This window comes from Sphingopyxis sp., from assembly GCF_050725615.1.
In the GTDB taxonomy this organism is placed as follows: Bacteria; Pseudomonadota; Alphaproteobacteria; order Sphingomonadales; family Sphingomonadaceae; genus Sphingopyxis.
On sequence record NZ_JBOHHU010000016.1, the window covers coordinates 25,018 to 51,110 of the forward strand.

Annotated in this window: 25 protein-coding genes and 1 tRNA gene; 11 read left to right on the forward strand and 15 right to left on the reverse strand. The window is 66.0% G+C overall.

Annotated elements, in window-relative coordinates; all coding sequences use genetic code 11:
• Positions 1-7 precede the first annotated feature (7 nt).
• The 9 genes from ACREB7_RS05720 to ACREB7_RS05760 form a co-directional block, all read right to left on the reverse strand.
• Complete coding sequence (locus tag ACREB7_RS05720; protein ID WP_431591327.1) at positions 8-1,891, reverse strand: PhoX family protein; 1,884 nt, start codon at positions 1,889-1,891, stop codon at positions 8-10.
• A 162-nt stretch (positions 1,892-2,053) separates the two neighbouring features.
• The gene (locus ACREB7_RS05725) at positions 2,054-2,566 is read right to left on the reverse strand and encodes a topology modulation protein (protein ID WP_431591328.1); all 513 of its coding nucleotides are present in this window, start codon (positions 2,564-2,566) and stop codon (positions 2,054-2,056) included.
• Between the two features lie 6 nt (positions 2,567-2,572).
• Complete coding sequence (gene pth, locus ACREB7_RS05730; protein ID WP_431591329.1) at positions 2,573-3,142, reverse strand: aminoacyl-tRNA hydrolase; 570 nt, start codon at positions 3,140-3,142, stop codon at positions 2,573-2,575.
• Between the two features lie 63 nt (positions 3,143-3,205).
• The gene (locus ACREB7_RS05735) at positions 3,206-3,832 is read right to left on the reverse strand and encodes a 50S ribosomal protein L25/general stress protein Ctc (protein ID WP_431591330.1); all 627 of its coding nucleotides are present in this window, start codon (positions 3,830-3,832) and stop codon (positions 3,206-3,208) included.
• Between the two features lie 109 nt (positions 3,833-3,941).
• Positions 3,942-4,847, reverse strand: coding sequence for a TraB/GumN family protein (locus ACREB7_RS05740; RefSeq protein WP_431591331.1), 906 nt, complete (start codon positions 4,845-4,847; stop codon positions 3,942-3,944).
• Complete coding sequence (locus ACREB7_RS05745; RefSeq protein WP_431591332.1) at positions 4,844-5,767, reverse strand: TraB/GumN family protein; 924 nt, start codon at positions 5,765-5,767, stop codon at positions 4,844-4,846. The genes ACREB7_RS05740 and ACREB7_RS05745 overlap by 4 nt, the downstream gene beginning before the upstream one ends.
• 65 nt (positions 5,768-5,832) lie before the next feature.
• Positions 5,833-6,273: a hypothetical protein gene (locus ACREB7_RS05750; protein ID WP_431591333.1), complete on the reverse strand. Its 441-nt coding sequence runs from the start codon at positions 6,271-6,273 to the stop codon at positions 5,833-5,835.
• The gene (locus tag ACREB7_RS05755) at positions 6,266-6,478 is read right to left on the reverse strand and encodes a helix-turn-helix transcriptional regulator (protein ID WP_431591334.1); all 213 of its coding nucleotides are present in this window, start codon (positions 6,476-6,478) and stop codon (positions 6,266-6,268) included. Before ACREB7_RS05755 ends, ACREB7_RS05750 begins: the two co-directional genes overlap by 8 nt.
• 205 nt (positions 6,479-6,683) lie before the next feature.
• Positions 6,684-7,007 (reverse strand): UrcA family protein, encoded by a 324-nt coding sequence (locus ACREB7_RS05760; protein ID WP_431591335.1) that lies wholly within the window; start codon positions 7,005-7,007, stop codon positions 6,684-6,686.
• 234 nt (positions 7,008-7,241) lie between these two features.
• Here ACREB7_RS05760 and ACREB7_RS05765 point away from each other — a divergent pair, with 234 nt between their 5' ends.
• The 6 genes from ACREB7_RS05765 (at position 7,242) to ACREB7_RS05790 (ending at position 14,569) form a co-directional block, all read left to right on the forward strand.
• A complete protein-coding gene (locus ACREB7_RS05765; protein ID WP_431591336.1) occupies positions 7,242-8,165 on the forward strand; it encodes a glycine--tRNA ligase subunit alpha in 924 nt (307 codons plus the stop codon).
• A gap of 112 nt (positions 8,166-8,277) precedes the next feature.
• Complete coding sequence (gene glyS, locus ACREB7_RS05770) at positions 8,278-10,548, forward strand: glycine--tRNA ligase subunit beta (RefSeq protein WP_431591337.1); 2,271 nt, start codon at positions 8,278-8,280, stop codon at positions 10,546-10,548.
• Positions 10,549-10,660: 112 nt separating this feature from the next.
• A complete protein-coding gene (gene ppdK, locus ACREB7_RS05775; RefSeq protein ID WP_431591338.1) occupies positions 10,661-13,321 on the forward strand; it encodes a pyruvate, phosphate dikinase in 2,661 nt (886 codons plus the stop codon).
• A gap of 22 nt (positions 13,322-13,343) precedes the next feature.
• Positions 13,344-13,919, forward strand: coding sequence for a DUF1214 domain-containing protein (locus tag ACREB7_RS05780; RefSeq protein WP_431591339.1), 576 nt, complete (start codon positions 13,344-13,346; stop codon positions 13,917-13,919).
• Between the two features lies 1 nt (position 13,920).
• A complete protein-coding gene (locus ACREB7_RS05785) occupies positions 13,921-14,448 on the forward strand; it encodes a DUF1254 domain-containing protein (RefSeq protein ID WP_431591340.1) in 528 nt (175 codons plus the stop codon).
• 44 nt (positions 14,449-14,492) lie between these two features.
• Positions 14,493-14,569 (forward strand) — tRNA-Arg (locus tag ACREB7_RS05790).
• 256 nt (positions 14,570-14,825) lie between these two features.
• Here the strand turns inward: ACREB7_RS05790 and ACREB7_RS05795 are convergent.
• Positions 14,826-15,683 (reverse strand): class I SAM-dependent methyltransferase, encoded by an 858-nt coding sequence (locus tag ACREB7_RS05795; protein ID WP_431591341.1) that lies wholly within the window; start codon positions 15,681-15,683, stop codon positions 14,826-14,828.
• 147 nt (positions 15,684-15,830) lie between these two features.
• Here ACREB7_RS05795 and ACREB7_RS05800 point away from each other — a divergent pair, with 147 nt between their 5' ends.
• The 3 genes from ACREB7_RS05800 (at position 15,831) to ACREB7_RS05810 (ending at position 19,157) form a co-directional block, all read left to right on the forward strand.
• The gene (locus ACREB7_RS05800; RefSeq protein ID WP_431591342.1) at positions 15,831-16,802 is read left to right on the forward strand and encodes a glucokinase; all 972 of its coding nucleotides are present in this window, start codon (positions 15,831-15,833) and stop codon (positions 16,800-16,802) included.
• Positions 16,803-16,878: 76 nt separating this feature from the next.
• Positions 16,879-17,820 (forward strand): DUF808 domain-containing protein, encoded by a 942-nt coding sequence (locus ACREB7_RS05805; RefSeq protein WP_431591343.1) that lies wholly within the window; start codon positions 16,879-16,881, stop codon positions 17,818-17,820.
• A gap of 20 nt (positions 17,821-17,840) precedes the next feature.
• On the forward strand, positions 17,841-19,157 hold the full coding sequence (locus ACREB7_RS05810) for an aspartate aminotransferase family protein (RefSeq protein WP_431591344.1): 1,317 nt from the start codon (positions 17,841-17,843) through the stop codon (positions 19,155-19,157).
• Here the strand turns inward: ACREB7_RS05810 and ACREB7_RS05815 are convergent.
• On the reverse strand, positions 19,154-20,383 hold the full coding sequence (locus ACREB7_RS05815) for an ATP-binding protein (RefSeq protein ID WP_431591345.1): 1,230 nt from the start codon (positions 20,381-20,383) through the stop codon (positions 19,154-19,156). The genes ACREB7_RS05810 and ACREB7_RS05815 overlap by 4 nt on opposite strands.
• Before the next feature lie 149 nt (positions 20,384-20,532).
• Between ACREB7_RS05815 and ACREB7_RS05820 the strand changes: the two genes are divergently transcribed.
• The gene (locus ACREB7_RS05820) at positions 20,533-20,958 is read left to right on the forward strand and encodes a hypothetical protein (protein ID WP_431591346.1); all 426 of its coding nucleotides are present in this window, start codon (positions 20,533-20,535) and stop codon (positions 20,956-20,958) included.
• A 61-nt stretch (positions 20,959-21,019) separates the two neighbouring features.
• Positions 21,020-22,021, forward strand: a complete 1,002-nt coding sequence (locus ACREB7_RS05825) for a fumarylacetoacetate hydrolase family protein (protein WP_431591347.1) — start codon at positions 21,020-21,022, stop codon at positions 22,019-22,021.
• 60 nt (positions 22,022-22,081) lie between these two features.
• On the opposite strand, the gene ACREB7_RS05830 is transcribed toward ACREB7_RS05825, so the two are convergent.
• From ACREB7_RS05830 to ACREB7_RS05845, 4 genes are all read right to left on the reverse strand, one after another.
• Positions 22,082-23,107 carry a type II secretion system F family protein gene (locus ACREB7_RS05830; RefSeq protein ID WP_431591348.1) on the reverse strand — a complete coding sequence of 342 codons (1,026 nt, stop codon included), beginning with the start codon at positions 23,105-23,107 and terminating at the stop codon, positions 22,082-22,084.
• A gap of 13 nt (positions 23,108-23,120) precedes the next feature.
• Positions 23,121-24,089: a type II secretion system F family protein gene (locus tag ACREB7_RS05835; RefSeq protein ID WP_431591349.1), complete on the reverse strand. Its 969-nt coding sequence runs from the start codon at positions 24,087-24,089 to the stop codon at positions 23,121-23,123.
• Between the two features lie 66 nt (positions 24,090-24,155).
• Positions 24,156-25,433: a pilus assembly protein CpaE gene (locus ACREB7_RS05840; RefSeq protein WP_431591350.1), complete on the reverse strand. Its 1,278-nt coding sequence runs from the start codon at positions 25,431-25,433 to the stop codon at positions 24,156-24,158.
• The gene (locus ACREB7_RS05845) at positions 25,430-26,074 is read right to left on the reverse strand and encodes a CpaD family pilus assembly protein (RefSeq protein WP_431591351.1); all 645 of its coding nucleotides are present in this window, start codon (positions 26,072-26,074) and stop codon (positions 25,430-25,432) included. The genes ACREB7_RS05840 and ACREB7_RS05845 overlap by 4 nt, the downstream gene beginning before the upstream one ends.
• Between the last annotated feature and the right edge of the window lie 19 nt (positions 26,075-26,093).

A 26,093-nucleotide genomic window follows, 5' to 3' on the forward strand; every position in this document is an offset into this window, starting at 1 on the left:
CGCGCGGTCAGTTGCCGACCGGCTGGTTGTCAGTGCGGCGCACGACGATCGTCGACGAGCGCGGCTGCTGGCCCGAAACCGGCCAATTGCCCGTCGGATGCTGGATATTGACGAAGAAGGTGCGCAGGTCGGGCGTATAGGCCAGGCCCGTAATCTCGCAGCCGACCGGGCCGACCAGGAAGCGCTTGGACTGTTTGCTGCCCTGATCGACATAGAACATCGCATTGTGACCAAAGGCCTGATCCATCGTCCGGCCCGACACCCCCGAATTGCCCGGGACGCTATGGTCGGTCTGCACCCACAGGCGGCCCTGCGGGTCGATGCGGATGCCGTCGGGGCTGGAGAAGGTGTCGCCGTTGATATTGCCGACCAGGTTGGCGCCGCCCGAAGACAGCGCCGGGTCACCCGCCTGCAGGAAGATTTCCCAAGTGAAGCTGGTGGCCAGCGGGCTGTCGCCGGTTTCGCGCATCTTCAGGATATGACCGTGCAAATTGGTGACGCGCGGGTTGGCGGGGTCGGTGACGCGGCGACCGCTGTTGTTGGTCAGCGTGACGAAGATCGCCTTATTGTCCGGCGCGACCGTGATCCATTCGGGACGGTCCATGACGGTGCCGCCGGCGACGCGCGCCGCCGACTTGGTGTTGAGCAGCACGTCGGCCTGGCTGTTGAAATTGACGATCGTCGGGGCCGGCGGGGTCGTGCTCTGGCTGGTGTTGCCGGGGTCCGACGCACCCGCCGTCAGGCCGTTCTGCCCGACGGTCAGCGCGCGCCACTGGCCGTTTCCGTCGCCGTCGAAACGCGCGACATAGAGCGTGCCATAGTCGAGCAGATCGGTGTTGGCGGCGCGGTTGGTGGCGCTGAAGGCGCGGTCGGGGATGAACTTATAGATGCAGCCCGGGGTGCTGTCGTCGCCCATGTAAAAGGCGACGCGGCGGTCGCTGTTCGCCATGAAGGCGACATTTTCATGGTCGAAACGGCCCATCGCGGTGCGCTTGGTCGGCGCGGCGAGCTCGTTTTGCGGATCGATCTCGACAACCCAGCCATAGTTGCGTTCGGGCTGCGTCGGGTCGAGATAATTGTCGGTCGTTTCTTCGCAGGTGAGATAGGTATCCCACGGGGTCCGGCCGCTCGCGCAATTGTTGAGCATGCCCTTGATCGGGCTCGACAACAGGCCTGCAGCCGGCCCGCCCGCGCGATAATTGCTGTTGCCGGTATAGCGTTTGTTGAACGCCGAACCGGCCTTCACGCTCCACTTGCCGTCGCTGGCTTTTGTCACTTCGACGACCGCGATGCCGACGGCCGAGAGCGCCAGCGCCTTCTGGTCGGCGGTCGCGGTCGCGGCGTTATAGCTGCCCGCCATCAGGATGTTGAAATCGGGATATTCGAAGTTGATCGCCAGCAGCCCGCCGCTGTTCGCATCGACGCCCGGCAGTGCAAAATATTCCATGCCGTCATGGTTGCCGCCGGCCCATTTCTCGGCGACCGCGGGGCTTGCCGGGAAGCTGCCCGAATAGGCGGTGCCGGTCTCGACCGAATCGCCGGCCTTCAGCAGCACGTCGACGCTATAGCCCGCCGGGACGGTGACCATGTCGTTCTGGTTCGCGGCGACCGAGGTGAAGTTGACCGCGAAGGTCGGCGGCGGGGTCGGCGTGGGCGTCGGGGTGGGGGTCGGCGTCGGGGTGACGGTGACCGGAGGCCCATCGCCATCGCCGTCGCTGTCGCATCCTGCAAGTACGGCGGCGGGAATGATCGACAGGCCGAACAGTCCGCCGCGCAGCAGCGAGCGGCGCGTCGGGTTCTTGGCGACAATCGCCTCCAGGCTGTCCGGTGCAAAACCGGCTTCGGTGTCGCCGCGATAAGGCGCGCGGGCGTCGTCGGTAAGATGTGACATGCAGTTTCCCCTGTTCTCGGTTGGCCCCGGGACTTGGTCGTCCCGAAATGAGGTGGCCCCCGATTGCAGAGCGGCATGTCAGCCGCATGGCTTCACCATGTCACAAAGAAAGGAGTTATATTACAGAGTTTTGACAGGTAGGCCGTTTCTCACGGAAACGCGTCAGTAGCTCAGCACGGGAAACGCATCGAGCCAGCGTTCCAATGCTTTCGGCGACGTCAATCGCACGATTCGACCGCTGTAGCCGTCGAGTCTTGCCTCGGTGCGGGGGCGTGGTCCGCTGTTCCACATCATCAGATAGAGGAAGAAATCGAGGTCGAAACGTTCGGGGCAGCCCTCGGTCATGTCGGGGCGCGTGCGGCCGCGATAGCGCAGGATGCGCCGCGTCACCCGCCACAGGCACAAGCGGATCGGATAATCGAGATAGACGACGGTATCGGCACGGGCGAGCCGCTCGGCCAGTGTGCCGCCATAATTGCCGTCGATCAGCCACCGGTCGGTCGAGACAATCGCCGCCAGCTCGGTGCGCAGTTCATCGTCGCCGCATTCCATCCAGCCGGGCCGCCATTTCAGCTGGTCCATATGGTGCACCGGCAGGCCGAGCCGCTGTCCGAGCTCTACCGACAGCGTCGATTTGCCCGCGCCGCATGGGCCGATGACCAGCACCCGCTTCACGCGGGCTCAGTCCTGCAGGCGCAGCGCGATATCGCTGACGAAGCGGGCGTCGTCGCCGTCGGCGAGCCATTTCGCCTCGGCGGCAATCGCGCCGAGCAGGTCGACCAGCGGCTCCATTTCGCTCTTGTGATAAGTGCCGAGGACATGGCCGGTGACGCGGTCCTTGTGTCCCGGATGGCCGATGCCGATGCGCACGCGGCGGAAATCGTCGCCGATGTGCTGGATCATGCTGCGGATGCCGTTATGCCCCGCCGCGCCGCCGCCCTGTTTGACCTTCACCTTCATCGGCACGAGATCGAGCTCGTCGTAAAAGACGGTGACGTCCTGCGGCGTCAATTTGTAGAAATCGAGCGCGGCGCGCACGCTGCGGCCGCTTTCGTTCATAAAGGTGCCGGGTTTCAGCAGCAGGATGCGCTGCGATCCGATGCGTCCGTCCTGGATCCAGCCCTGGAATTTCTTCGCGGGGGCGGGGAAGTCGTGGACGTCGGCGATGACGTCGGCGGCCATGAAGCCGACATTGTGACGGTGCATCGCATATTGGGGCCCGGGATTACCGAGGCCGACCCAGAGCTGCATGATACTGCCTTTCCCGGGGTCCGGAAGGGGCCGCCCTCGCAAGCGAAGGCGGCCCGATCAGATTCAGGCTTCTTCGGCGGTTTCGCCGTCATCCTTGGTCGTGTCGCCGCCGCTCGACTTGAGCGCCGACGGTGCGACGATCGTCGCGATGGTGAAATCGCGGTCGGTGATCGCACTTTCGCTGCCCTTGGGCAGCTTGACGTGGCTGATGTGGATCGAATCGCCGACGTCGAAGCCGGTGACGTCGATCGCGATGTCGTCGGGAATGTTCGCCGCGTCGCACACCAGTTCGAGTTCATGGCGAACGATGTTCAGCACGCCGCCGCGCTTCAGGCCCGGCGAGGCTTCTTCGTTGGCGAAGGTCACCGGAACCGCGACATGGACCTTGGCATCCTTGGTGATGCGCAGGAAGTCGGCGTGGATCGGGCGATCCTTGACGGGGTGGAAAGCGACGTCCTTCGGCAGGGTGCGAACCTGCTTGCCATCGACCTCGATCATCACGACCGAGTTCATGAAGTGACCCGTCATCAACTGCTTCATCAGCAGTTTCTCTTCGACGTGGATCATCAGGGGTTCTTCTTTGCCGCCATAGACAACGGCGGGGACGCGGCCATTACGACGCAGTTCACGCGAGGCTCCCTTGCCTCCGCGATCACGCGTCTCGGCCGACAGCACCAGCTGGTCGCTCATCATTTTTCTCCGAAACAGATTACACAGTTCCGCCACGCCTCCAGGGATGACCATGGACGGAAGCGGCGGCGCTTAGCGACGAAATGCCGGAAATGCAAGCGCTGCGGCGCTATTGTACCCGCGTCACCTTCAACCCTTGGGCTGTCAGCAAGGCGGGCAGCCCGTCGGCGCCGACCAGATGCCCCGCACCGACGGCGACCAGCACCGTCCCCGGTTTCGCCATCCGCTGCTTCGCCCAAAGGCTCCAGCGCCGGTTGCGCTCGGTGATGATCGCGGCGCGCGCCGCCGGGACCGCGTCGACATCGTCGTTGATCATCGCCTCCAGCGCCTTCTCGTCGCCGCGCGACCAGGCGGCGGTCAGCGCGTCGACGTCGGCGACAGCCTTGCCCGCGCCCGCCGCGGCCCTGGTCAGCAGCGCGCGCTGGGTCGCCGCGTCGAGCGTTTCGAACAGCATCAGTTGCTGGTGCGCGGTTTCCAGCCCGGCGATCGGCTTGCCGGCCTCGGTAAAGCGGGCGGTCAATCCGGTCTCGACGCCGTTCGAGGGCAACAGCCGCGCATTTTGCGCGACGCGCTGGCCCATCACCACCATCACCGCCCAGTCGTCGAGCGCATCGCCGCCGAAGCTCTGGCCCGCGCCGCTCGCTTCGAGGGTGCGATAGGCGGCGAGCGCGGTGGCGGGCAGGCGCTGGTCGATCGGCAACGGCGTGTTGCGCGGCGCCAGCCGCTGGAATTCGGCGCCCGCCGCCGCGAGCTGTTCGGGCGACAGTTCGAGGATCAGCTCGTCGGCCGCCGCGATCGCCTTGCCGACCGCGCCCTCGTCCCAGTCGGTCGCGGCGGGCAGCGCGTGCATCGTGCCGAGCAGATAAAGGCGTGTATCGTCATCCTCGACCAGCCACATCGCAGGTTTCGCCCGTTGCGGTTCGGGGGCGGGAGCGCAGCCGGCGAGCAGGCACGCGAACAGGGCCGCCGCAAGGCGGCGACCCCGTCCGGGCGCAAGGCGCGGCCGGTCGATCAATATTTGACCCGCTTGGCGGTCAGGCCGCGCGCCTTTAGATATTGCTGCACGCTCTTGTCGCCCGCCAGATGGCCGGCGCCGACCGCGACGAACACGGTTCCCGGCTGCGCCATCCGCGCCTTGATGGTGTCCGCCCAGCGCTGGTTGCGATCCCAGAGCAAAGTCTTGGCGAGTTCGGGGGTGGCTTCCATGCTTTCGTTCATCGTCTGGGCGAGCGCGGCCGGATCGCCCTTCGCCCATTGACCGACCATCTTGTCGAGCATCGGCCCCAGCGTGTCGATGTCGCGGACGACCGCGTTCAGGAAGGCGACCTGCGACGCTTCGGGCAGCGCGTCGAAGAAGCCGAGCTGTTCCTCGAGCGTTTCGAACCCGGCGATCGGCTTGCCGGCGGCCTTCGCGGCGGCGGTCAGCTGCTTTTCGGCGCCCTGTTCGGGATCATAGCCGAGCTTGGTCAGCGGCAGCACCGACAGCGTCATCGCCGGAAACCAGGGTTCGAAATTGTCGAAGGCGTTGGCGGGCAGGCCGATACCGGTCATCGCCGCCTGATAGGCCTTCAGCTCGTCGGCGCTCAGCCGCGAGGGCAGCGTCTTGCCCGTGGTGTCCATCGCCAGCGGCATCATCGTCTTCGCGACTGCGGCCTGATCCTCGGGCATCACCAGTTCGAGCATCAGCTGGTCGGATTTGTCGAACGCGTCCTTCACCGCCTCGTCGAACCAGCTGAGGCCGGGTTTCAGCACATGGACCGAACCGAACAGATAGATGGTGGTGTCATCGTCCTTGACCACCCACAGCGCGGGGTCGGCATCGACCGTCGCGGCGGGGGCCGGGGCCGCCTGGGGCGCCGGCTCGGCCGCCTGGACGGCGGGAGCGATGGCGAGGATCGCGCAGGTCGCGGCGAGCGTGTGGAACCATTTTTTCATGGGAGATTGCCTTTCATGTTCGGCTTTTTGACCGGGAGGAGCGGGAAAAGAAAAGGGGAAATGCGTCAGCGGAATTTGAGCCAGAGATAGACGATCGCATTCACCCCCATCGACAGGAGGAACAGCAGCATGGCGTCGGCGGGCGGCGCCAGACCGGCGCGGTGCAGGACCCACCAGACCGGCGTCGGGACGATGAAGGCGTACCAGCCGGCCAGTCCCGCCCACAGCCAGGCGCGTTCCTCATGGTCGTCGATCACGCGGTGATAGAGGATCATGCACAGCGCGAGCCCGATCGTCCAGAACAGCGATGCGCCGATCGCGAAGCTTTCGCTCAGCGAGCCGCTGCTCGCCATTTCGATCGCGTTGCGTCCCGCGGGTTGGTCGGCGACGGTCCAGCCGCCGATGATGCCGCCGATCACGCCGGCGGCGCCCAGCGACAACCAGTATTTCTTGCGGCGCGGCGACATCGGCCGCCGGGTCTTTTCGGTGCTGCCGGTGTCACGCATCGCCGTTTCCTTCGGTACCATCGTCAAAAATTTCCTCGATTTTCATGTTGAACAGCCGCGCCAGTTTGAAGGCGAGCGGCAGCGACGGGTCATATTTGCCCGTCTCGATCGCGTTCACCGCCTGCCGTGACACATCGAGCCGGTCGGCCAGTTCGGCCTGGCTCCAGTTGCGCATCGCGCGCAGCACTTTCAGCTTGTTGTTCATCGGTGCCTCGCCAGCGTCGTCATCGGCCCGGTCATAGCGGGATTTCGACCGACGGAAAGTGCCGCGTTCGTCTTCCGGGCGACTGGCCGGCAAGCCGGCCAAGAGACTGGAGCGCCGGCACTGCGGCGGGCGCTCCAGCTCAGGTCGCTGACCGACACCGGGGAGCATCGGTCGAGACGAAAGCGCGAAACCTGCGATGCGGTCATCACCGCGCCGCACGGATCATCAGCAGCGCGAGCTGGGTGCCGCCTTCGGCGCGGGCGATGGCGCGTTCGGTCTGCGGCTTGGCGTTGGACAGCGCGGCTTCGATGCACTGCGACTGAAGGGCCATTTCGGCGAGACCGCGCGCGCCGGTGCTGCACAGGCGCCGCGCCGCGCTCTTCACCCGCGTTTCGAGGCGCTGCTGCCCCTGGGCGGTCGTCAGGTCGAGGTCGGCGATGCGGACTTCGGCGGTGGGCTGTTCGGCGGCGAGCGCGGGAACGCCGGTCAGGCCGAGCGAGAGGGCGAGGATCAGGGTGCGGGTCATCATGTCTATATCTCCTTGGCTACGAGGTGTTGGTCATGCCCACCTGTCTTTGTGTCAGGTGTTATTGACTATATGTCGCGATTCGCTGACTATGTCAACAACACCTGACAAAAAGTTTTGCGAGCCTGACAGGGGCCGCAGTTTCGCGAGGCTTTGGCGGGTGCGGAGCCTTGACCCTCGCGCCCCGCTGCGCCAAGGGCGGCGGCGATTGTTGCACCCCGAGAAAGATGGCGAAAAATGGCCGACGCGGCGGAAAAGGCCCCCCTCAGCTTTCAGGACATGATCCTGACGCTGCATAATTATTGGGCGGCGCGCGGCTGCGCGATCCTGCAGCCTTATGACATGCGCGTCGGGGCGGGCACCTTTCACCCCGCGACGACGCTGCGTAGCCTCGGTCCCGAGCCGTGGAACGTCGCCTATGTCCAGCCGAGCCGCCGACCGACCGACGGCCGCTATGGCGAGAACCCGAACCGGCTCCAGCATTATTACCAGTATCAGGTGATCCTGAAACCGTCGCCCGCCGACCTGCAGGACCAATATCTGGGCAGCCTCGCGGCGATCGGCATCGACCCTCTGCTCCACGACATCCGCTTCGTCGAGGACGATTGGGAATCGCCGACGCTCGGCGCGTGGGGGCTGGGCTGGGAAGTCTGGTGCGACGGCATGGAAGTCACCCAGTTCACTTACTTTCAGCAGATGGGCGGCTTCGACTGCAAACCCGTCGCGGGCGAACTGACCTACGGGCTCGAACGCCTCGCCATGTATATCCAGAATGTCGACAATGTGTACGACCTCAGGTTTTCCGACGCGGTCGGCGACGTCGCGGCGGTCAGCTATGGCGATGTGTTCCTGGAGAATGAACGGCAGTTCTCGAAATGGAATTTCGAGGTCGCCGACACCGACTCCTTGTTCGCGGGCTTCAAGGCCGCCGAAGAGGAGTGCAAGCGCGCGATCGCGGCGAATGTCCCGCTCGCGGCCTATGACCAGGCGATCGAGGCGAGCCATTTGTTCAACCTGCTCCAGGCGCGCGGCGTGATCAGCGTGCAGGAACGCGCCAACTATATGGGCCGCGTCCGCGACCTGGCGAAGGGCAGCTGCAAGGCGTGGATCGACAGCCAGTCGGACAAATGGACCCAAAACTATCCGGGGTGGACGCTGTGACCGAGGGGGCAATAAATAGGGACAGCCCCTATTTAATTATCGCGCGCGCTGTGTGCCGTGCCGTCAGTTTGCGATTAAATAGGGACTGTCCCTATTTATTGAGGGATGCGCTGTGACCGACTTTCTTCTCGAACTGCGCAGCGAGGAAATCCCGGCGCGAATGCAGGCCGGCGCGCGCGCCGAACTCGAAAAACTGTTCCGCGCCCAGATGGCCGCCGCGGGCCTTGAAACGGGCGACCTTACCGTCTGGTCGACGCCGCGCCGCTTGGCGCTGATCGCCAAGGGCCTTCCCGACGCGACCGCCGCCGTCAGCGAGGAGCTGAAAGGCCCGCGCAGCAGCGCGCCGCCGCAGGCGCTCGAAGGTTTCCTTCGCAAGACCGGTCTGACGCAGGACCAGCTCGAGGATCGCGACGGCGTGTATTTCGCCGTGATCGACAAGCCCGGTCGCGCGACCGCCGACGTGCTGGCCGAGGCGATCCCCGCGATCGTTCGCGCCTTCGCCTGGCCCAAGTCGATGCGCTGGGGCAAGGCCAGCGCGAGCAGCGAAAGCCTGCGCTGGGTCCGCCCGCTCTCGGGCATCGTCGCGATCTTCGGCGAAGAGTTGATTCCGTGTGAAGTTAGCGGGATTTCCGCGGGTTTCGCGACGCGCGGTCATCGCTTTCACTGCCCGGGCGAGATCACCATCGGCTCGGCCTCTGACTATGCCGAAAAGCTCCGCGCCTGCCATGTCATCGTCGACCATGAGGAACGGCAGAACATTATCCGCGACGGCGCCGCCAAGGCCGCGGTCGACGCCGGGCTGACGCTCGTCGAGGACGAGGGGCTGGTAATCGAGAATGCCGGGCTCACCGAATGGCCGGTGCCGCTGCTCGGCCGCTTCGACGAGGCGTTTCTGGAGGTGCCGCCCGAGGTCATCCAGCTCACCGCGCGCGTGAACCAGAAATATTTCGTCGTGAACGGCGCCGACGGCAAGCTCGCCAACGGCTTCGTCTGCACCGCGAACATCGACGCGAAGGACGGCGGCGCCGAGATTATTGCGGGCAACCGCAAGGTGCTGGCGGCGCGGCTTTCGGACGCGCGCTTCTTCTGGGATCAGGATCGCAAGACGAAGCTGGAAGATCACGCGAAGAAGCTCGACCGCATCACCTTCCACGAAAAGCTGGGCACCGTCGCCGACAAAGTCGAGCGCGTCGCGAAACTCGCCGAATGGCTGACGAGCGAAGGCATCGTCCCGAACTGCGACCCCGCGCTCGCGCGGCAGGCAGCAGAACTGGCAAAGGCCGACCTCGTCACCGAAATGGTCGGCGAGTTCCCCGAATTGCAGGGCCTGATGGGCGGCTATTACGCCCGCGCCGAAGGCCTGCCCGACGCGGTCGCCGACGCGATCCGCGACCATTACAAGCCGGTCGGGCAGGGCGATGATGTACCTACGGCGCCGGTGACGGTGGCTGTGAGTTTGGCGGATAAGTTCGACAATCTATTTTCATTTTTCGCTATCGATGAACGGCCAACAGGATCTCGCGATCCCTTTGCTCTTCGTCGAGCGGCGCTTGGCGCAATTCAGCTCGTGTTTTCTTCCGAGCTGCGCCTTTCTTTCGAGGCGCTGAAAGAGAGGGCGCTTGACGAGATAATCGGAACCGTCGCTGGTAAAATTAATCAGGAGACCGATGCTAAGCTAGAGGAAGCGATATCTAGCTTGGCTCAGCCTCAGGGCTTCAACGAGACCAATTTCGTCAATAACGAAGATTTCACTAGCTTCGCCGCCCATCGCGCGGCGCAAGGCTTGATGCTGCACATCGAAAATGCGTTTCCCTTTGTCGTCGATCGCCTCAAAGTCCAGCAGCGCGAAGCCGGCGTCCGCCATGACCTGATCGACGCGGTGTTCGCGCTCGGCGGCGAGGATGATCTCGTTCGCCTGCTCGCCCGCGTGAAGGCGTTGCAGGCGTTCATGGCGACCGAGGATGGCACCAACCTGCTCGCGGGTTACAAGCGTGCGGCGAATATCCTGAAGCAGGCTGGCGAGGTGTCCCCCTCCCGCCTGCGGGAGGGGCTAGGGGAGGGCATGTCCGATGGCTCTTCCGACGAAACAGGCCCTCCCCCGACCCCTCCCGCAAGCGGGAGGGGAGAATTGGATCCCGCCGAAGCCGCCCTCCTTACCGCCCTCGACACCGCCCAACCCGCGGCCGCCGCCGCCGTCACCGCAGAACGCTTCACCGACGCCATGGCCGCGCTCGCCAGCCTTCGCGCACCGATCGATGCCTTTTTCGAGGGCGTGATGGTCAACGATCCCGACGAGGCGGTTCGCGCCTATCGCCTCGGCCTGCTGGCGCGATTTACCGGCGCGGTGCATGGCGTCGCCGCTTTCTCGAAGATCGAGGGCTGACGCGGCCGTTATGTGCCGCAGCTTATAACGAACGAAGTAATTCTGAATCGACCAATTACGATTGCATACCTACCCAGCCGCAACCTCCTCCCCGGGGCAGCAGGAGCATGACATGACGACGATGGTGCATCTTTTCGGCGGCGACGCGACAACAGCCGAGCGGTCGAAGGAATTGCTGGGCGGCAAGGGATCGAACCTCGCCGAAATGGCCTCGATCGGCCTGCCGGTCCCGCCGGGCTATATCGTCACCACCGAAGTCTGCACCGCTTATTATGCGCAGGGCGAGCAGTTCCCGACCGCGCTCGGCGAACAGGTCGCGGCGGGCATCGCGCATATCGAGCGCGTTACCGGCAAGAGCTTCGGCGATCCCGCCAACCCCTTGCTCGTCTCGGTGCGCTCGGGCGCGCGCGTGTCGATGCCGGGCATGATGGACACCGTGCTCAACCTCGGGCTCAACGACGCCACCGTCGTCGGGCTGGCCGAGGCGTCGGGCGATGCGCGTTTCGCGTGGGACAGCTATCGCCGCTTCATCCAGATGTACGCCGATGTCGTCATGGGCCTCGACCATGGCGATTTCGAGGAAGCGCTGGAAATCGCCAAGGAAGATCGGGGTTTCTACCTCGACACCGACATGTCGGCCGAGGACTGGCAGGCGCTCGTCGCCGAATATCAGGCGATCGTGCAAAAGGCGACCGGCGCGCCCTTTCCGCAGGACCCGCAGGATCAATTGTGGGGCGCGATCGGCGCGGTCTTCACCAGCTGGGAAAGCGACCGCGCGCGGGTCTATCGCCGGATCAATTCGATCCCCGGCGAATGGGGCACCGCGGTCAGCGTGCAGGCGATGGTGTTCGGCAATATGGGCGACACCTCGGCGACGGGCGTCGCTTTCACCCGCGACCCCGCGACCGGCGCCAACGCCTGGTACGGCGAATGGCTGATCAATGCGCAGGGCGAGGACGTCGTCGCGGGCATCCGCACCCCGCAGTACCTGACCAAAGCGGCGCGCGAGACCGCCGGGGCCAAGCCGCTGTCGATGGAAGAGGCGATGCCCGAAACCTTCGTCGAGCTTGGCCAGGTCTTCGACCGGCTCGAGGGCCATTACCGCGACATGCAGGATATCGAATTTACCGTCGAGCGCGGCAAATTGTGGATGCTCCAGACTCGCTCGGGCAAGCGCACCGCCAAGGCGGCGCTCAAGATCGCGGTTGACATGGCGGCCGAGGGGCTGATTTCAGAGGAAGAAGCCGTTGGCCGCGTCGATCCGGGCGCGCTCGACCAGTTGCTCCACCCGACGCTCGACCCCGCCGCGCCGCGCGACGTGCTGACCAAGGGGCTGCCCGCCAGCCCCGGCGCCGCGTCGGGCAAGATCATGTTCACCGCCGACAGCGCCGAAAAGGCTGCCGAAATGGGCGAAGCGGTGATCCTCGTCCGCGTCGAAACCTCGCCTGAGGACATTCACGGCATGCACGCGGCGAAGGGCATTTTGACCGCGCGCGGCGGCATGACCAGCCACGCCGCCGTCGTCGCGCGCGGCATGGGCCGCCCCTGCGTCTCGGGCGCCGGCGGGCTCAGCATCGACGGCAACGCCCGCGTGCTGCGTGTCGGCGGGCGCGAACTGCGCGAGGGCGATATCCTGACGCTCGACGGTTCGACCGGCGAAGTGATGGCGGGCGAGGTTCCGACCCTGCTCCCCGAACTGGTCGGCGATTTCGGTACGCTGATGGTGTGGGCCGACAAGGTTCGCCGCATGAAGGTGCGCGCCAACGCCGAAACGCCCCAGGACGCCCAGGTCGCGCGCGATTTCGGCGCCGAGGGCATCGGGCTGTGCCGCACCGAGCATATGTTCTTCGACGCCGCGCGCATCACCGCAGTGCGCGAAATGATCCTCGCCGACAGCGAGGAGGGCCGCCGCGCCGCGCTCGCCAAGCTGCTCCCCGAACAGCGCGGCGACTTTGCCGGGATTTTCCAGGTGATGGCGGGGCTTCCGGTCACTATCCGCCTGCTCGACCCGCCGCTCCACGAATTCCTGCCGACGCGCGAGGAGGATTTCGCCGATGTCGCCGCCGCAGCCGGCGTGGGCATCGAGGCATTGAAGGCGCGCGCCAACGAGCTGCATGAATTCAACCCGATGCTCGGTCATCGCGGTTGCCGCCTCGGCGTCACCTACCCCGAAATCTATGAGATGCAGGCGCGCGCGATCTTCGAGGCGGCGTGCGACGTCGCCGCCGAAACCGGCGCCGCGCCGATCCCCGAGGTGATGATCCCGCTCGTCGCGACGCGCCGCGAGTTCGACCTGATGAAGGCGGTTGTCGACGCGCAGGCAAAGGCGGTGTTCGCCGAAAAGGGCCGCGAGATCGCCTACCTCGTCGGCACGATGATCGAATTGCCGCGCGCCGCGCTGATGGCGGGTGAGATCGCCGAGACGGCGGAGTTCTTCAGCTTCGGCACCAACGACCTCACCCAGACGACGATCGGGATCAGCCGCGACGACGCGGGCCGCTTCCTGACCCAATATGTCGACAAGGGCATCTTCCTGACCGATCCGTTCGTCAGCCTCGATGTCGAGGGCGTGGGGCAATTGATCGAGATCGCCGCCGATCGCGGTCGCAAGACGCGCCCGAACGTCAAGCTCGGCATCTGCGGCGAGCATGGCGGCGACGCGCCGAGCATCCATTTCTGCGAAGCGACCGGCCTCGACTATGTCAGCGCCTCGCCTTACCGTGTGCCCATCGCCCGGCTGGCGGCAGCGCAGGCTGCGCTGAAAAAAGGGTAAGCACAGAGGGAGAAGGCCGCGCATGAAGAGCTGGCACCGCTATGCGATCACCCTGGTGGGCGGATTGGCGGTGGGGCTCGGCACGGCTTGGGCGCTCACCAGCGGCGGGCTCGGCGACGGCGGCATCCGCAACGGGCCGTGGACGACCTCGCTCGGTTACGGGACCAGGGCGACCGATCCGCTGACGCGCGCGATGGTCGCGCGCTCGGGGCTGCTCGCGCTGCCCGCGACCGAAACCGTCTATTGGATGGCGAAGACCGACGCGGCGGGCGCGCCGCTCGACGGCAACTGCCGCTACAGCCTGTCGGGCCAGACGCTCGACGCGCGCTGGTGGAGCGTCACCGTCTATGACGAAAAAGGCTATCTGGTCGACAACGCGGCGCGGCGCTGGTCGGTCAACGGCGCCAATGTCGCGCTCGATGCGAAGGGCGAGTGGCGCGTCACCATAGCGCCCGACAAGCCCGCCGACGCCGCATGGCTCCCGGGCATCAAGGGGCAGCCCTTCCAGCTGACGCTGCGCATGTATAATCCGGGCAAGGCGTTCCGCGCCGATCCGACAAAGGCCGTGCTGCCGCGCCTCGTCAAGGAGGGCTGCTGAGATGCGGCGCTGGCTCGGCCCGGTCCTGTTCGGCCTGATCGTCGCGGCCGCGACCGCTTGGGGTGCGATCGCCTATGCGCCCTATGGCCTGATGAATGTCGCGATGGAGCGGCTGGGGCAGGGTGGGGTGAACACCATGTCTTACGGCAATCTCGCCACCCCCGAACGCCAGCCGGTCGTGCGGCCGAGCCCCGACCTCGCTTATTCCAGCTGCCCCTATGACCTGTCGGCCGGGCCGCTCGCGATCGATCTCGCGCCGGTCCCCGGTCGCTACAGCTCGCTCAGCATCTTCGATGCGGCGACCGATGTCATCTTCGTCCGCAACGATGTCGCGGCGGGCGGCAAGCCCTATCGAATCATCGTCGCGCGCGACGGGCAGGCGGTGCCGGCGGGCGTCGAGGTCGTGCGTACCGGCCATGATCGCGGCATCGCGCTGATCCGCCTGCTGCTCAAGGACCCAAGCGAAATCGGCGGGCTTGAGGCGGCGCGGCGCGAGTCGTCGTGCGCACCGGTCACAAAGCTGAAATAGGGGGTTGCGCCCCCGCGCATCGCCCCGTAAAGGCGCTGCTCCACGCACCCGTAGCTCAGCTGGATAGAGCATCAGACTACGAATCTGAGGGTCGGACGTTCGAATCGTTCCGGGTGCGCCATTTCCTTCACGACAGTCGGATGGCCGCTCAAGGCGCCGCTCAGCGGCCGCCCAGGCGCCGATCTGGCGGCCTGGCCGCGAGGCCCGATGCAAGTGGATGAATACCCCGGGCAATACGTCCGAAACGTCTCGCGGTTGGTGATCGCGGGGCCTGTTATACCCCCCAGGCAGACGTCCGTGGCCGCACCCGCGATCACGCCTATCATAGCCTGATTCGTGGTCGACGGACAGCGCCGTCATCATGCCGTCCGGCGATTTTATTTCCTGTTTTTCGCGGTCACGATCCACGCCGCGCCGTCCAATAAAAGCGATGTTTCGCCGGGCCGTTCGGCAAGGGCGGCGCGCACTGCGGCGGCGGCTTTTTCCCTGATATCATCGGGTTGATCGGCCAGCGCTCGCGACAGCGGGCCGACCGCCGAGGCGAGCCGCACCGCGTCGTCGATCGCCTCCGCGCGCGTCGCGCCCCAGCCATAGGGAATGACCGCATCGAACGGCGCCATTTCGATGTCCGCAAAGCCCGCAGCGGTCAGGATGGTTTCGACTCGTTCGCGGTCGGCAAAGGCGAAGGGACCGGGGGCCAGCGGGTCGGTCGGCGGCGGCGTGACGAGGGGCCGGATCGCCGCCATCGGCAGCCGCACCCAGTCATTGTCCGCAGGCGCGCGCCAGCACGCGAAGGCAAGCCGGCCGTCCGGTCGGAGCGCCGCGCGCATATGGGCGAAGGCCGCGACCGGATCGTCAAAGAACATCACCCCAAAGCGTGAAAAGATCAGGTCGAACGCCGCAGGCGGGAGCGCCGCCGTCGCGGCATCGGCGAGCTGGAACAGGACCGGCGCGCCGGCCGGGGCGCTGGCCCGGGCGCGCGCGACCAGCTGCGGCGAAATATCGACGCCGAGCACCTGGCCGTCAGGGCCGACCCTCTCGGCGAGGGCGAAGCTCGTCGCGCCCGCGCCGCAGCCGATGTCGAGAATATGGTCGGCGGGGGCGATCCCGGCGGCGGCGATCGCGGTCTCGCCGAACGCCTCGAGCATCAGGTCGAGCCGTTGCTGATGGACGACCCAATTGTCGCCGCTCGCGCCCGCCCATTCATGGGTGCGGGAAGGTGGGGCGCTGGTCATGGCGATGCTCCTTATTGCGATTTATTCTCAAGTACCGAATATCCGGCGCGAGGGCAAATCCCCCGCATAGCTATGCCCTGTTGCCAGCCGCGGGGCCATGCGACAGTCTCGCGACCAGATTGCCGCGCAACGCCGTCAGGGAGAGATATGAGCGAAACCATCGTCACGGTCGATATCGGCGGCACCCATGCGCGCTTCGCGATCGCCGAAGTCGCGGCTGGCCGCGTCCTGTCGCTCGGCGAAGCGACGACGCTGCATACCAGGGATCATGCGAGCTTCCAGACCGCGTGGCAGGATTTCGCGGCGCAACAGGGCGGCAGCCTGCCGCGCGCCGTCGCGATCGCGATCGCCGGGCCGACGCGCGGAGAGGTCATTCGCTTCACCAACAATCCGTGGATCATCCGCCCCGCGCTGATTAGCGAAAAACTCGGGGTCGACCGGTCGGTGCTGGTCAATGATTTCGAGGCGGTCGGCCATGCCGTGGCGCAGGCCAACGCAGGCTATTTCGAGACGCTCTGCGGTCCCGACATGCCGCTTCCCGATACCGGGACGATCAGCATCATCGGTCCGGGCACGGGGCTCGGCGTCGCGCATATCTGGCGCGACGGCGGCGATTATCGTGTCCAGGCGACCGAGGGCGGGCATATCGACTTCGCGCCGCTCGACAGCATCGAGGATGCGATCCTCGCGCGGCTGCGCAAACGCCACCGCCGCGTGTCGATCGAGCGCATCGTGTCAGGGCCGGGCATCGTCGACATCTATGAAACGCTCGCGGCGATCGAGGGGCGCGCGGTGACTCCGCTCGACGACCGCACGATCTGGACCAACGGCGGTAGCGGCGCCGACAGCCTTGCTGCCGCCGCGATCGATCGTTTCTGCCTGTCGCTTGGTAGCGTTTCGGGCGACCTCGCGCTGGCGCAGGGCGCCAGCGGCGTGGTGATCGCGGGCGGGTTGGGGCTTCGCATCAAGGACAGTCTGGTGAAATCGGGCTTTCCCGAACGCTTCGTCGAAAAGGGGCGGTTCGAGGGTTTTATGGCGGCGCTCCCGGTCAAGCTGATTACCCATCCGCAGCCCGGCCTGTTCGGCGCGGCCGCAGCTTTTGCGCGCCAGCATCTCTGATGCGGTGCAACATCCCCTTTCGCATGGCGCTCCGGCTCGATAGAGCGGGGGAAACCGCAACGGGGATCAAACTTTTATGCCTTCAGGACTTTTCGCGCTGCTCGACGATGTGGCGACCATCGCCAAGGTCGCGGCGGCGAGCATCGACGATATCGGTGCGGCGGCATCGAAGGCCGGGGTGAAGGCTGCGGGCGTCGTCGTCGACGATACCGCAGTGACCCCGCGCTACCTGACCGGCTTCACCCCCGACCGCGAACTGCCGATCATCTGGCGCATCGCCAAGGGGTCGATCAAGAACAAGCTGATCTTCATCCTGCCGGTGCTGCTGCTGCTGTCGTCGCTCGCGCAATGGGCGATCACCCCGATCCTGATGGTCGGCGGCGCCTATCTCTGCTTCGAGGGTGCAGAGAAGGTCTGGCACAGCCTGACCGCCAAGGATCATCCGCTCGAGGAAGATGTCGCGCTGGTCGCCGACAAGAATCACGAAGAGGAAATGGTGTCGGGCGCGATCCGCACCGATTTCATCCTGTCGGGCGAAATCATGGTGATCGCGCTCAATGAAGTTCTGTCGGAACCGCTCGGCATGCGCGCCGCGACGCTCGCGGTCGTCGCGATCGTTATCACGATTGCGGTATACGGCGTCGTCGGCCTGATCGTGAAGATGGACGACATCGGGCTGCACATGAGCAAGGGCAAGGCCGCCGCCGGGCGCGCGATCGGGCGCGGGCTGGTCGCCTTCATGCCCAAGCTGTTGGCGGCGCTCGCGGCGATCGGGACGGCGGCGATGCTGTGGGTCGGCGGGCAGATCGTGCTGCATGGCCTGCACGACCTTCATCTGGTCAACCTGTCCGAACCGCTCGAGCATTTTGCCGAACGCCTGTCCGGCGGCCTGCCGTTGGCCGGCGTGTGGGACTGGCTGGTCAACGCCGGCGGCGCGGGCATCTTCGGGCTGGTGCTCGGCGCGATCATCGTCGGGGCGATCCATCTGATTCCGGGCCGCAAGCAGGCCGCGCATTAAAACCGAGAGGAGAGGCCGACATGCAGGGTGAAAATGATCCGCTGGCGGCCTTCTGGATGCCCTTCACCGCGAACCGGGCGTATAAGGCGAACCCGCGCCAGCTCGTCTCGGCAAGCGGCATGTTTTACCAAAGCGCCGACGGCCGCGAAATCCTCGACGGCACCGCAGGGCTGTGGTGCTGCAATGCCGGCCATTGCCGGCCCGAGATCGCCGAGGCGATCGCTCAAACCGCGCGGACCCTCGATTTCGCGCCGACCTTTCAGCTTGGCCACCCGCTCGTCTTCGAACTCGCCAGCCGCGTCGCGGCGCTGATGCCCGACGGTCTCGACCGCATATTCTTCACCAATAGCGGCAGCGAATCGGTGGATACGGCGCTGAAAATTGCGCTCGCGGTGCAGCGTGCGCGCGGGCAGGGGAGCCGGACGCGGCTGATCGGGCGCGAGCGCGGCTATCATGGCACCGGCTTTGGCGGGATCAGCGTCGGCGGCATCGGCAACAACCGTCGCGCCTTCGGCCCCGGCCTGCCCGGCGCCGACCATATCCGCCACACCCACGGCGTTCCCGGCAACGCCTTCGCGCGCGGCTTCCCGCCGCAGGGCGCCGAACTCGCCGACGACCTGCAACGCCTCGTCGACCTCCACGGCGCCGAGACGATCGCGGCGGTGATCGTCGAGCCGATGGCGGGCTCGACCGGGGTGCTGATCCCGCCAGTCGGCTATCTGCAGCGCCTCCGCGAAATCTGCGACCGCCACGGCATATTGCTGATCTTCGACGAGGTGATCACCGCCTTCGGCCGCGTCGGGGCCGCCACCGCGGCCGAGGCGTGGGGCGTCACCCCCGACATCCTGACCATGGCCAAGGGGCTGACCAACGCCGCGGTCCCGATGGGCGCGGTCGCGGTGAAGCGCGACCTTCATGACGCCGTGATCGACAGCGTCCCGGGCGGGATCGAGCTGTTCCACGGCTACACCTATTCGGGTCACCCGCTCGCCAGCGCCGCCGGCCTCGCGACGCTCGATCTCTATGCCCGCGACGGCCTGTTCGACCGCGCCGCCGATCTCGCCGCCTATTGGGACGACGCCGCGCACAGCCTGAAGGGGCGGCGCCATATCATCGACATCCGCACCATCGGGCTGGTCGCCGGCATCGAACTCGAACCGCGCCCCGGCGCGCCGACCGCGCGCGCGACCGAGCTGTTCCACGCCGCCTTCGACAACGGCCTGCTCGTCCGCGCCACCGGCGACATCATCGCGCTGTCACCGCCGCTGATCGTCGAGCGGGCGCAGATCGACGAAATATTCGGCAAGCTGGGCGATCTGGTCGAGACGATCGCCTAACCGGCGAGCGGAAACGCCACCGACACCCGCGTCCCCTTGCCGACCTCGCTTTCGATATCGAGCTGGCCCTGGTGGCGCTCGCTGATGTGCTTGACGATCGCCAGGCCCAGCCCCGTCCCGCCCACCGACCGGCTGCGCGCTTCGTCGACGCGGTAGAAACGTTCGGTCAGGCGGGGCAGGTGGTCGGGCGCGATGCCTTCGCCCTCGTCGCGGACCGACAGCCGGACGCGCGGGGCTTCGCGCAGCAATTCGACCGTCACTGGCGTGTCGGTGCGGCCATATTTCATCGCGTTGGAGATGATATTATGCGCCAGCTGGCCGAGCTGCGCCTCGTCGCCGAGCATCGGGAAGGCGCTGTCGTCGAACGCCGCCACGATATCCTTCGCTCGCGGGCGTTCGCTGTCGCGCAATTGCGCGATCGTCGTTTGGACGATCGCGGTCAGGTTCACTTGCGCGGTCGGGCGTCGGAACCGGTCAGCCTCGACCCGCGAGATCGACAGCAGATCGATGACGAGCTGCTGCATCCGCCGCGCCTCGCGCTCGATGATCGACAGGAAACGGTGGCGCGTCGCGCTGTCGGCTTCGCCGTTCATGTCTTGCAGCGTTTCGACATAGCCGAGGATGGCGGCGAGCGGCGTGCGCAGTTCGTGGCTGGCGTTGGCGACGAAGTCCGACCGCATCCGGTCGGCGGCGTCGATCGCGGCGCGATCGGCGAGGAAGATGATCTTTTGCCCGCCCGACAGCGTCGCGATGCGCATCGTCCAGCGCTGGCCGGGGCGCGGAAAATCGACGAGGTTGATCGGCTCGGGCGTCTCGGGCGTCGCGCTGCCCGACAACCATTCGGTCGCGGCGGGATGGCGGATCGCGGTACGGACATCGGCGCCGACGATATGGCGGCCCAGCAGGCGGATCGCGGCGTCGTTGGCCAGCGTGACGATATTGCCGTCGCAACCCAGCAACGGTTCCTTTTCCTGGTCGGCCCAGAGCGCGAAATCGGGATGGCGAAGCAGCGATGTCGGCGGCGGGGCCGGCGCCTGCACGGCGTCGGTGCGGGTTTCGACGATGACCGCGCCGGGCAGCGCGGAATAGACGATCGCGGCGGCGGTGACCCCGGCGAGCGCGACGATCGCGATCGTCAAAGCGTTGCCGCCGGCCAGCGCGGCCAGAATCGCCGCGATGGCGACCAGGGTCAGCGCGACGACGAGGCTGGAAAGGCGGTCGAACATCGGCTCTGCGCCTGACACGAAGCGGGCCTTTTGCGCAAGGGCGTTCGCGGCGATTAACGCTTTGTCGGCGAATGTCCCGAAACGGGATGCGGCGGCGAGCGCGCGGTGTTTTGCTTTTCCCCGCGTCCTCCTTGGTTTATGCGCCGACCATGGAACAGGACGATATGCCGACCGGCGCGGGCGCACCCGATTCCGACAATGCGATCGAAGCGGTGCCGACGCGTCGCCGGGCGCTGATGCTCGGCGCGGTCGGTGTGTCGGCGGCGCTGACGATCCGTCCCGCCTTCGCCCAGACCGCCGTGTCGGTGATGAACTGCCAGATTCCGGTCCCCGACGTCTCGGGGGCTGGCAAATATATCGACGCCAAGGGCAATCTGGTCGCTGCCGGCACCAAGGACGCTTTCCCCGGCTCGCCGCGGCCCTTCACCGGCGAAGAAGTGAAGCGCGCATTCCGGGGGCAGACGCTGCCCGGCACGACCTATAATCAGTCGCAGGCCTATCTTCAGTATATCCGGCGCTTGCAGGCGGGGCAGAGCGGCTTTACCTGTTTCGCATCGATCACGATGCAGCGCTGATCATCGCCCTTTCGTCGGCGGTGGCGGCCTTTCCCCCGCATCGCCAGACAAAGGAATTTCTGTGAAACTAGCCTCGCTGAAGAAGGGTCGCGACGGGCGGCTCGTCGTCGTGTCGGACGATCTCGCCTGGTACGCCGACGCGGGTCACATCGTCCCGACGTTGCAGGCTGCGCTCGACAATTGGGCCTATGCCTCGCCGCGGCTCGCCGCGCTGGCCGAGGATCTCAACCATGATGCGATCCCGAAGGAGCGGTTCCACGAACGCGACGCGGCGTCGCCCTTGCCGCGCGCCTATCAATGGGCCGATGGCAGCGCCTATGTGAACCATGTCGCGCTGGTGCGACAGGCGCGCGGCGCCGAGATGCCCGACAGTTTCTGGCACGATCCGCTGATGTATCAGGGCGGCAGCGATGCGTTCCTTGCCCCGCGCGACCCGATCCCGCTCGGCGATCCGGCATGGGGCTGCGACATGGAGGCCGAGGTGGTCGTGGTGACCGGCGACGTGCCGGCCGGCGTCGACGCGGTCGCGGCGCGCGATCATATCCTGCTTGTCGGGCTGACCAACGACGTCTCGCTGCGCGGACTGATCCCGGCCGAACTCGCCAAGGGGTTCGGCTTTTTCCAGGCGAAACCGTCGAGCGCGATGTCGCCGGTGTTCGTCACCCCCGATGCGCTCGGCGATCGTTTCAAGGACGGTAAGCTGCACGGCACCCTCTGCGTCGACCTCAACGGCCAGCCGCTCGGCCGCGCCGATGCGGGGGTCGATATGACCTTCGACTTTGGCGCGTTGATCGCCCATGCGGCGAAGACCCGCGATCTTGGCGCGGGAACGATCATCGGGTCGGGCACGGTGTCGAACCGCGACGCGGACGGCGGGCCGGGCAAGCCGATCGCGCAGGGCGGACTTGGTTACAGCTGCCTCGCCGAAGTACGCACGGTCGAAACGATCCTGGGCGGCGAGGCGAAGACGCCCTTCATGCAAAAGGGCGACACGGTCCGGATCTGGATGGACGACGAGCGTCATCACAGCATCTTCGGGGCGATCGAGCAGTCGGTGGCCTGACGACGGCGGATGGTGCGACGACATGGCGAACCCCCTCCCGCGGACGGGAGGGGGCGCCTTTTACATGTCGATCAGCGCGTCCTTGAGCGAACAGGCGGCCGGGCCCAAGATCACGATGAACAGGCACGGCAGGATGAACAGGATCAGCGGCACGGTCATAATCGCGGGCAGGCGCGCGGCCTTTTCCTCGGCGCGCATCATGCGTTCGTTGCGGAATTCGGCCGACAGGACGCGCAGCGCGCTGGCCAGCGGCGTACCATATTTCTCGGTCTGGATCATGGTCGTGACCACGCCCTTCACCGACTCCAGATTGACGCGATAGGCCAGGTTCTCGAACGCCTGGCGGCGCTCGGTCAGGAAGCCGAGCTCAATCGAGGTGAGCGCGAATTCCTCGCCCAGTTCGGGATAGGCGCGGCCGAGTTCCTTGGACACCCGCGAAAAGGCGGAGTCGACCGTCAGGCCGGCTTCGGCGCAGATGACGAGCAGGTCGAGCGCGTCAGGCAGGCCCTTGCGGATCGCGTCGGTGCGTTTCGAGCGCTTGTTGTCGACGAACAGGTCGGGCGCCTTATAGCCCAGGATCAACGAGAGCATCGTCGCGGCCGAGCGCTTGAACGGGGTCAAAGTCGGCCAGAAATCGATGCCGTAAATCAGGAAGGCGGCGATGCCGCCGAACACGATCGGCAGGACCAGACGGCCAAAGATCACAGCAACCGCCAGATCCTTCGAGCGGATACCCGCCTGCGCCAGCTTCTGCTGGACCTCCTTGATCTGGCCTTCCTGCAGCACCTGCAGCTTGCCGAGGAAGGTCCGCATCTTGTCGGCGGTCTGGTTCTTGCGGACCAGCTTGGCGCGACGCTTCGCGGTCGAGGCGGTGATGCCGGCCTTGAGTTGCTCGCGGCGTTCGTTGAGCGCTTTGACGCGCTTCGCCATCGGGTCGCGGACGGTCAGCGCGCCATAGAGCGCGACGAGCACCGCAGCGACGCCCAGCGCGGCCAGCGTGGTGGCGACCCAGATGACGTCGATGCCGAGGACGGTCGGACCGGCGGTCGCGCCGGTGAAGGTGGCGAGGAGCAGGTTGCTGTTCATTTCGTCGTGCCCCTCAGATTTCGAAGCTGATCATGCGCGACATGATGAACGCACCGATGCCCATCCAGATCAGCCCGCCCAGCCCGGTGATGATCAGACGCTCTTCGTAAAAGAAGCCGCCCAGATATCCGGGGTTCATCGAATAGACGACGCCGAACACGAAGAAGGGCAGCGCACCGACGATATAGGCCGACGCCTTGGCTTCCGACGACATGGCGCGGATCTTCAGCTTCATCTGCGCGCGCTTGCGCAGCACGTCGGACAGGTTGGCGAGCGTCTCGGCCAGGTTGCCGCCGGTCTCGCGCTGGATCGCGATCGTGATGCAGAAAAACTGGAATTCGGGGGTGCCGAGCATTTCGGCCGATTCCTGCAACGCAGCTTCCATCGTGTTGCCGATGCGAATGCGTTCGATGACGCCCTTGAATTCCTCGCCCACGGGCCCCGGCACTTCCTGGCTGACGATCTGGAAGGTTTCGGTGACCGGCAGGCCCGACCGCAGGCCGCGGACGAGCAGGTCGATCGCATCGGGGAAGCGGGCGTTGAATTTGGCGACGCGCTTCTTGATGATGCTGCCGACGACAAAATAGGGCAGGCCGAGTGCCGCCGCCAAACCCACCAATCCCGCGAGCAGGAACGGGCTGCGGACCAGCAGCAGCAGGCCGGTGACCCCGACGAACAGGGCCATCGACGCCATCATATACTGGCTGACGGTCCAGCTCTTGCCGGTCCGGCGCAGGCGCTTTTCCATTTCTTCGCGGCGCGGCATCAGATTCGAAATCTTGGTGTTGCCGCGGCCGCCGACCGCCTGGATCGTCTTGCGCATCTGCGCCGCGACGACCGCTTCGGTCGAGGCGGCGTGGCGATCCTTCACCATCGCCAGGCGGCGTGTCTTTGCCTTGCCCGCCGATGGGCCGGCGAACAGGACAAGCATGGTGAAGGCCAGAAAGGCGCCACCGGCGACAAGGATGACTGTCAGGTCCATGATCGGCTTTCGTCCGCTTCTTGTCCGAGGGGCAGGCGGCGGCCGATCACCCGGCCGCCGTCTCCCTTATTTCGCGCCTTTTTTGGCCATCATGCCGCCGATGCCGCCCAGCTTGCCGAGCAGCGAGCCGCCCGATTTGGCCTTGGCGGCGGGGCTGACGACCTCTTCGGGTTCCGAATCCGCGCCGTCGAGGATCAGCCGCATCAGCTGGTTCCACACGGCGCTCGCCTTGGTGCCCTTGCAGATTTCGGCATAGGATTTGCCGAGCTTTGCCGACTGGCTGACCAGTTTCGGATCGAACGGAATGACGATGTCGATCTGGCGCTCGATCGACGATTCGAATTCCTTGCGCGACAGCTCGCCGATCGCGTTCTGATATTTGTTCGCGACCAGGATCACGCGGGCGCCCGGAACATTCTGTTTGAACCACGACAGGATGCGGATCGTGTCGCGCGCCGAGGCGAGCGTCACGTCGCTCACCAGCAGGATCGTCCCGACTTCCGACACCAGGTGGGGGAAGGGGATCAGCACGTGGCGCGGGATGTCGACGATCGTCATCTCGAACGCGTTGCGTAGCTCCTCCTCCAACTGGAAGAAGGCCGACCCGTCGGTCATCACCGGCTGGTGAATCGGTGCTTCCGCCGACAACAGGCTCAGCTTGTCCGACGCCCGCACCATCGCGCGTTCGATGAACAGGCCGTCGATGCGGCTCGGGTTGTCGATTGCGTCGATCAGGCCGCGGCCGGGCTCGAGGTCGAGCGTCAGCGCGCCGGTGCCGAAATGGACGTCGAGGTCGAGCAGCGCCGTCTGGCGGCCGGCCTGTTCGCTCATCGCCCAGGCGAGCGACGTCGACATCAGCGAGGCACCCACGCCGCCGCGCACCCCGACCACCGCCATCATGTGATGCGGCTTGTCGTCGGACATCTCGGCATGTTTCGGCGCCGACAGCATGGCTTGCGCCATGGTCAGCGATTCGCGGACCTGGTCGAGCGACAGCGGCTTGAGCAGATAGTCCTGAATGCCGCTGGAGAGCAGGTCACGGTACAGGCGGACGTCGTTGACCTGCCCGGCGGCGATCACCACCGTGCCAGGTTCGCAGACTTCGGCCAGTGCGTTGATGTCGTTGATCGGATCACCCGATTCGGACATATCGACGAACAGGATGTTCGGGCTTGCCGAGACCGACAGCGACTGGACGGCGTTGCGCAGCCCGCCCTTGTTGCACTTTTCGATCGGCCAGCCCATGTCGTTGGCGGCGGCGCGGATCAGCTCCAGCGTATCGTCGTCGCACACAAAGGCGTTGAAGGGCTCACGCAAGCCGGCGGCTTTGAAGGGCGCGTTCACTGATTGCCTCCCTGGCTGGTTGCTGTCTTGTTGAGCTCGCCGGCGCCGGTTTGCGGCTTTTCGCGATAGGTCTTGATCGCGCGCGTCGCCGAGCTTGGATCGTGGCGTTCGTCGCTGGCGCCCTTGATCAGGTCATTGGGGTCGGCGACCATCGCGGCGAGATTGCTGTTCGTCGCGCAGCCATAGTTGGACGAGGTCGCGTTGTTGAAATTGATCGCCGACTTGCTCGACCAGTCGGGGCAACCCGGGACCGAGGCGGACGCGCGGGTGACCACCACGCGCAGGCTGCCCGGCGCGACCGAACCCGTGGTGACCGGCGCCGCGTCGCTGAGCAGCAGCCCACGGCGTTCGACGATCGCGCGGACCGACGCGCGCGCCTGGGCGGCGCCATAGGGCGAGGGATCCTCGATCGAAATGCGGTCGCCGTAACGCACCCCCATCGCGTCGAGCCAGCCCTGCAGGCGGCCCTGTTCGCTGGGCGGCAGTTCGCCGCCGCTGGTCGCGACGTCGAACTGATAGATGCTGTTGCGGACGATCGGTTGGTGTACCGATTCCAGGCTCGTGTTGCTGTTAGCGCTGCCCGTGCAGCCGGCGAGCGTGGCCGCCAGTGCGAGGGTCGTCCAAGTTGCGATTTTCTTCATAATCCTGCTCCTGAAAACC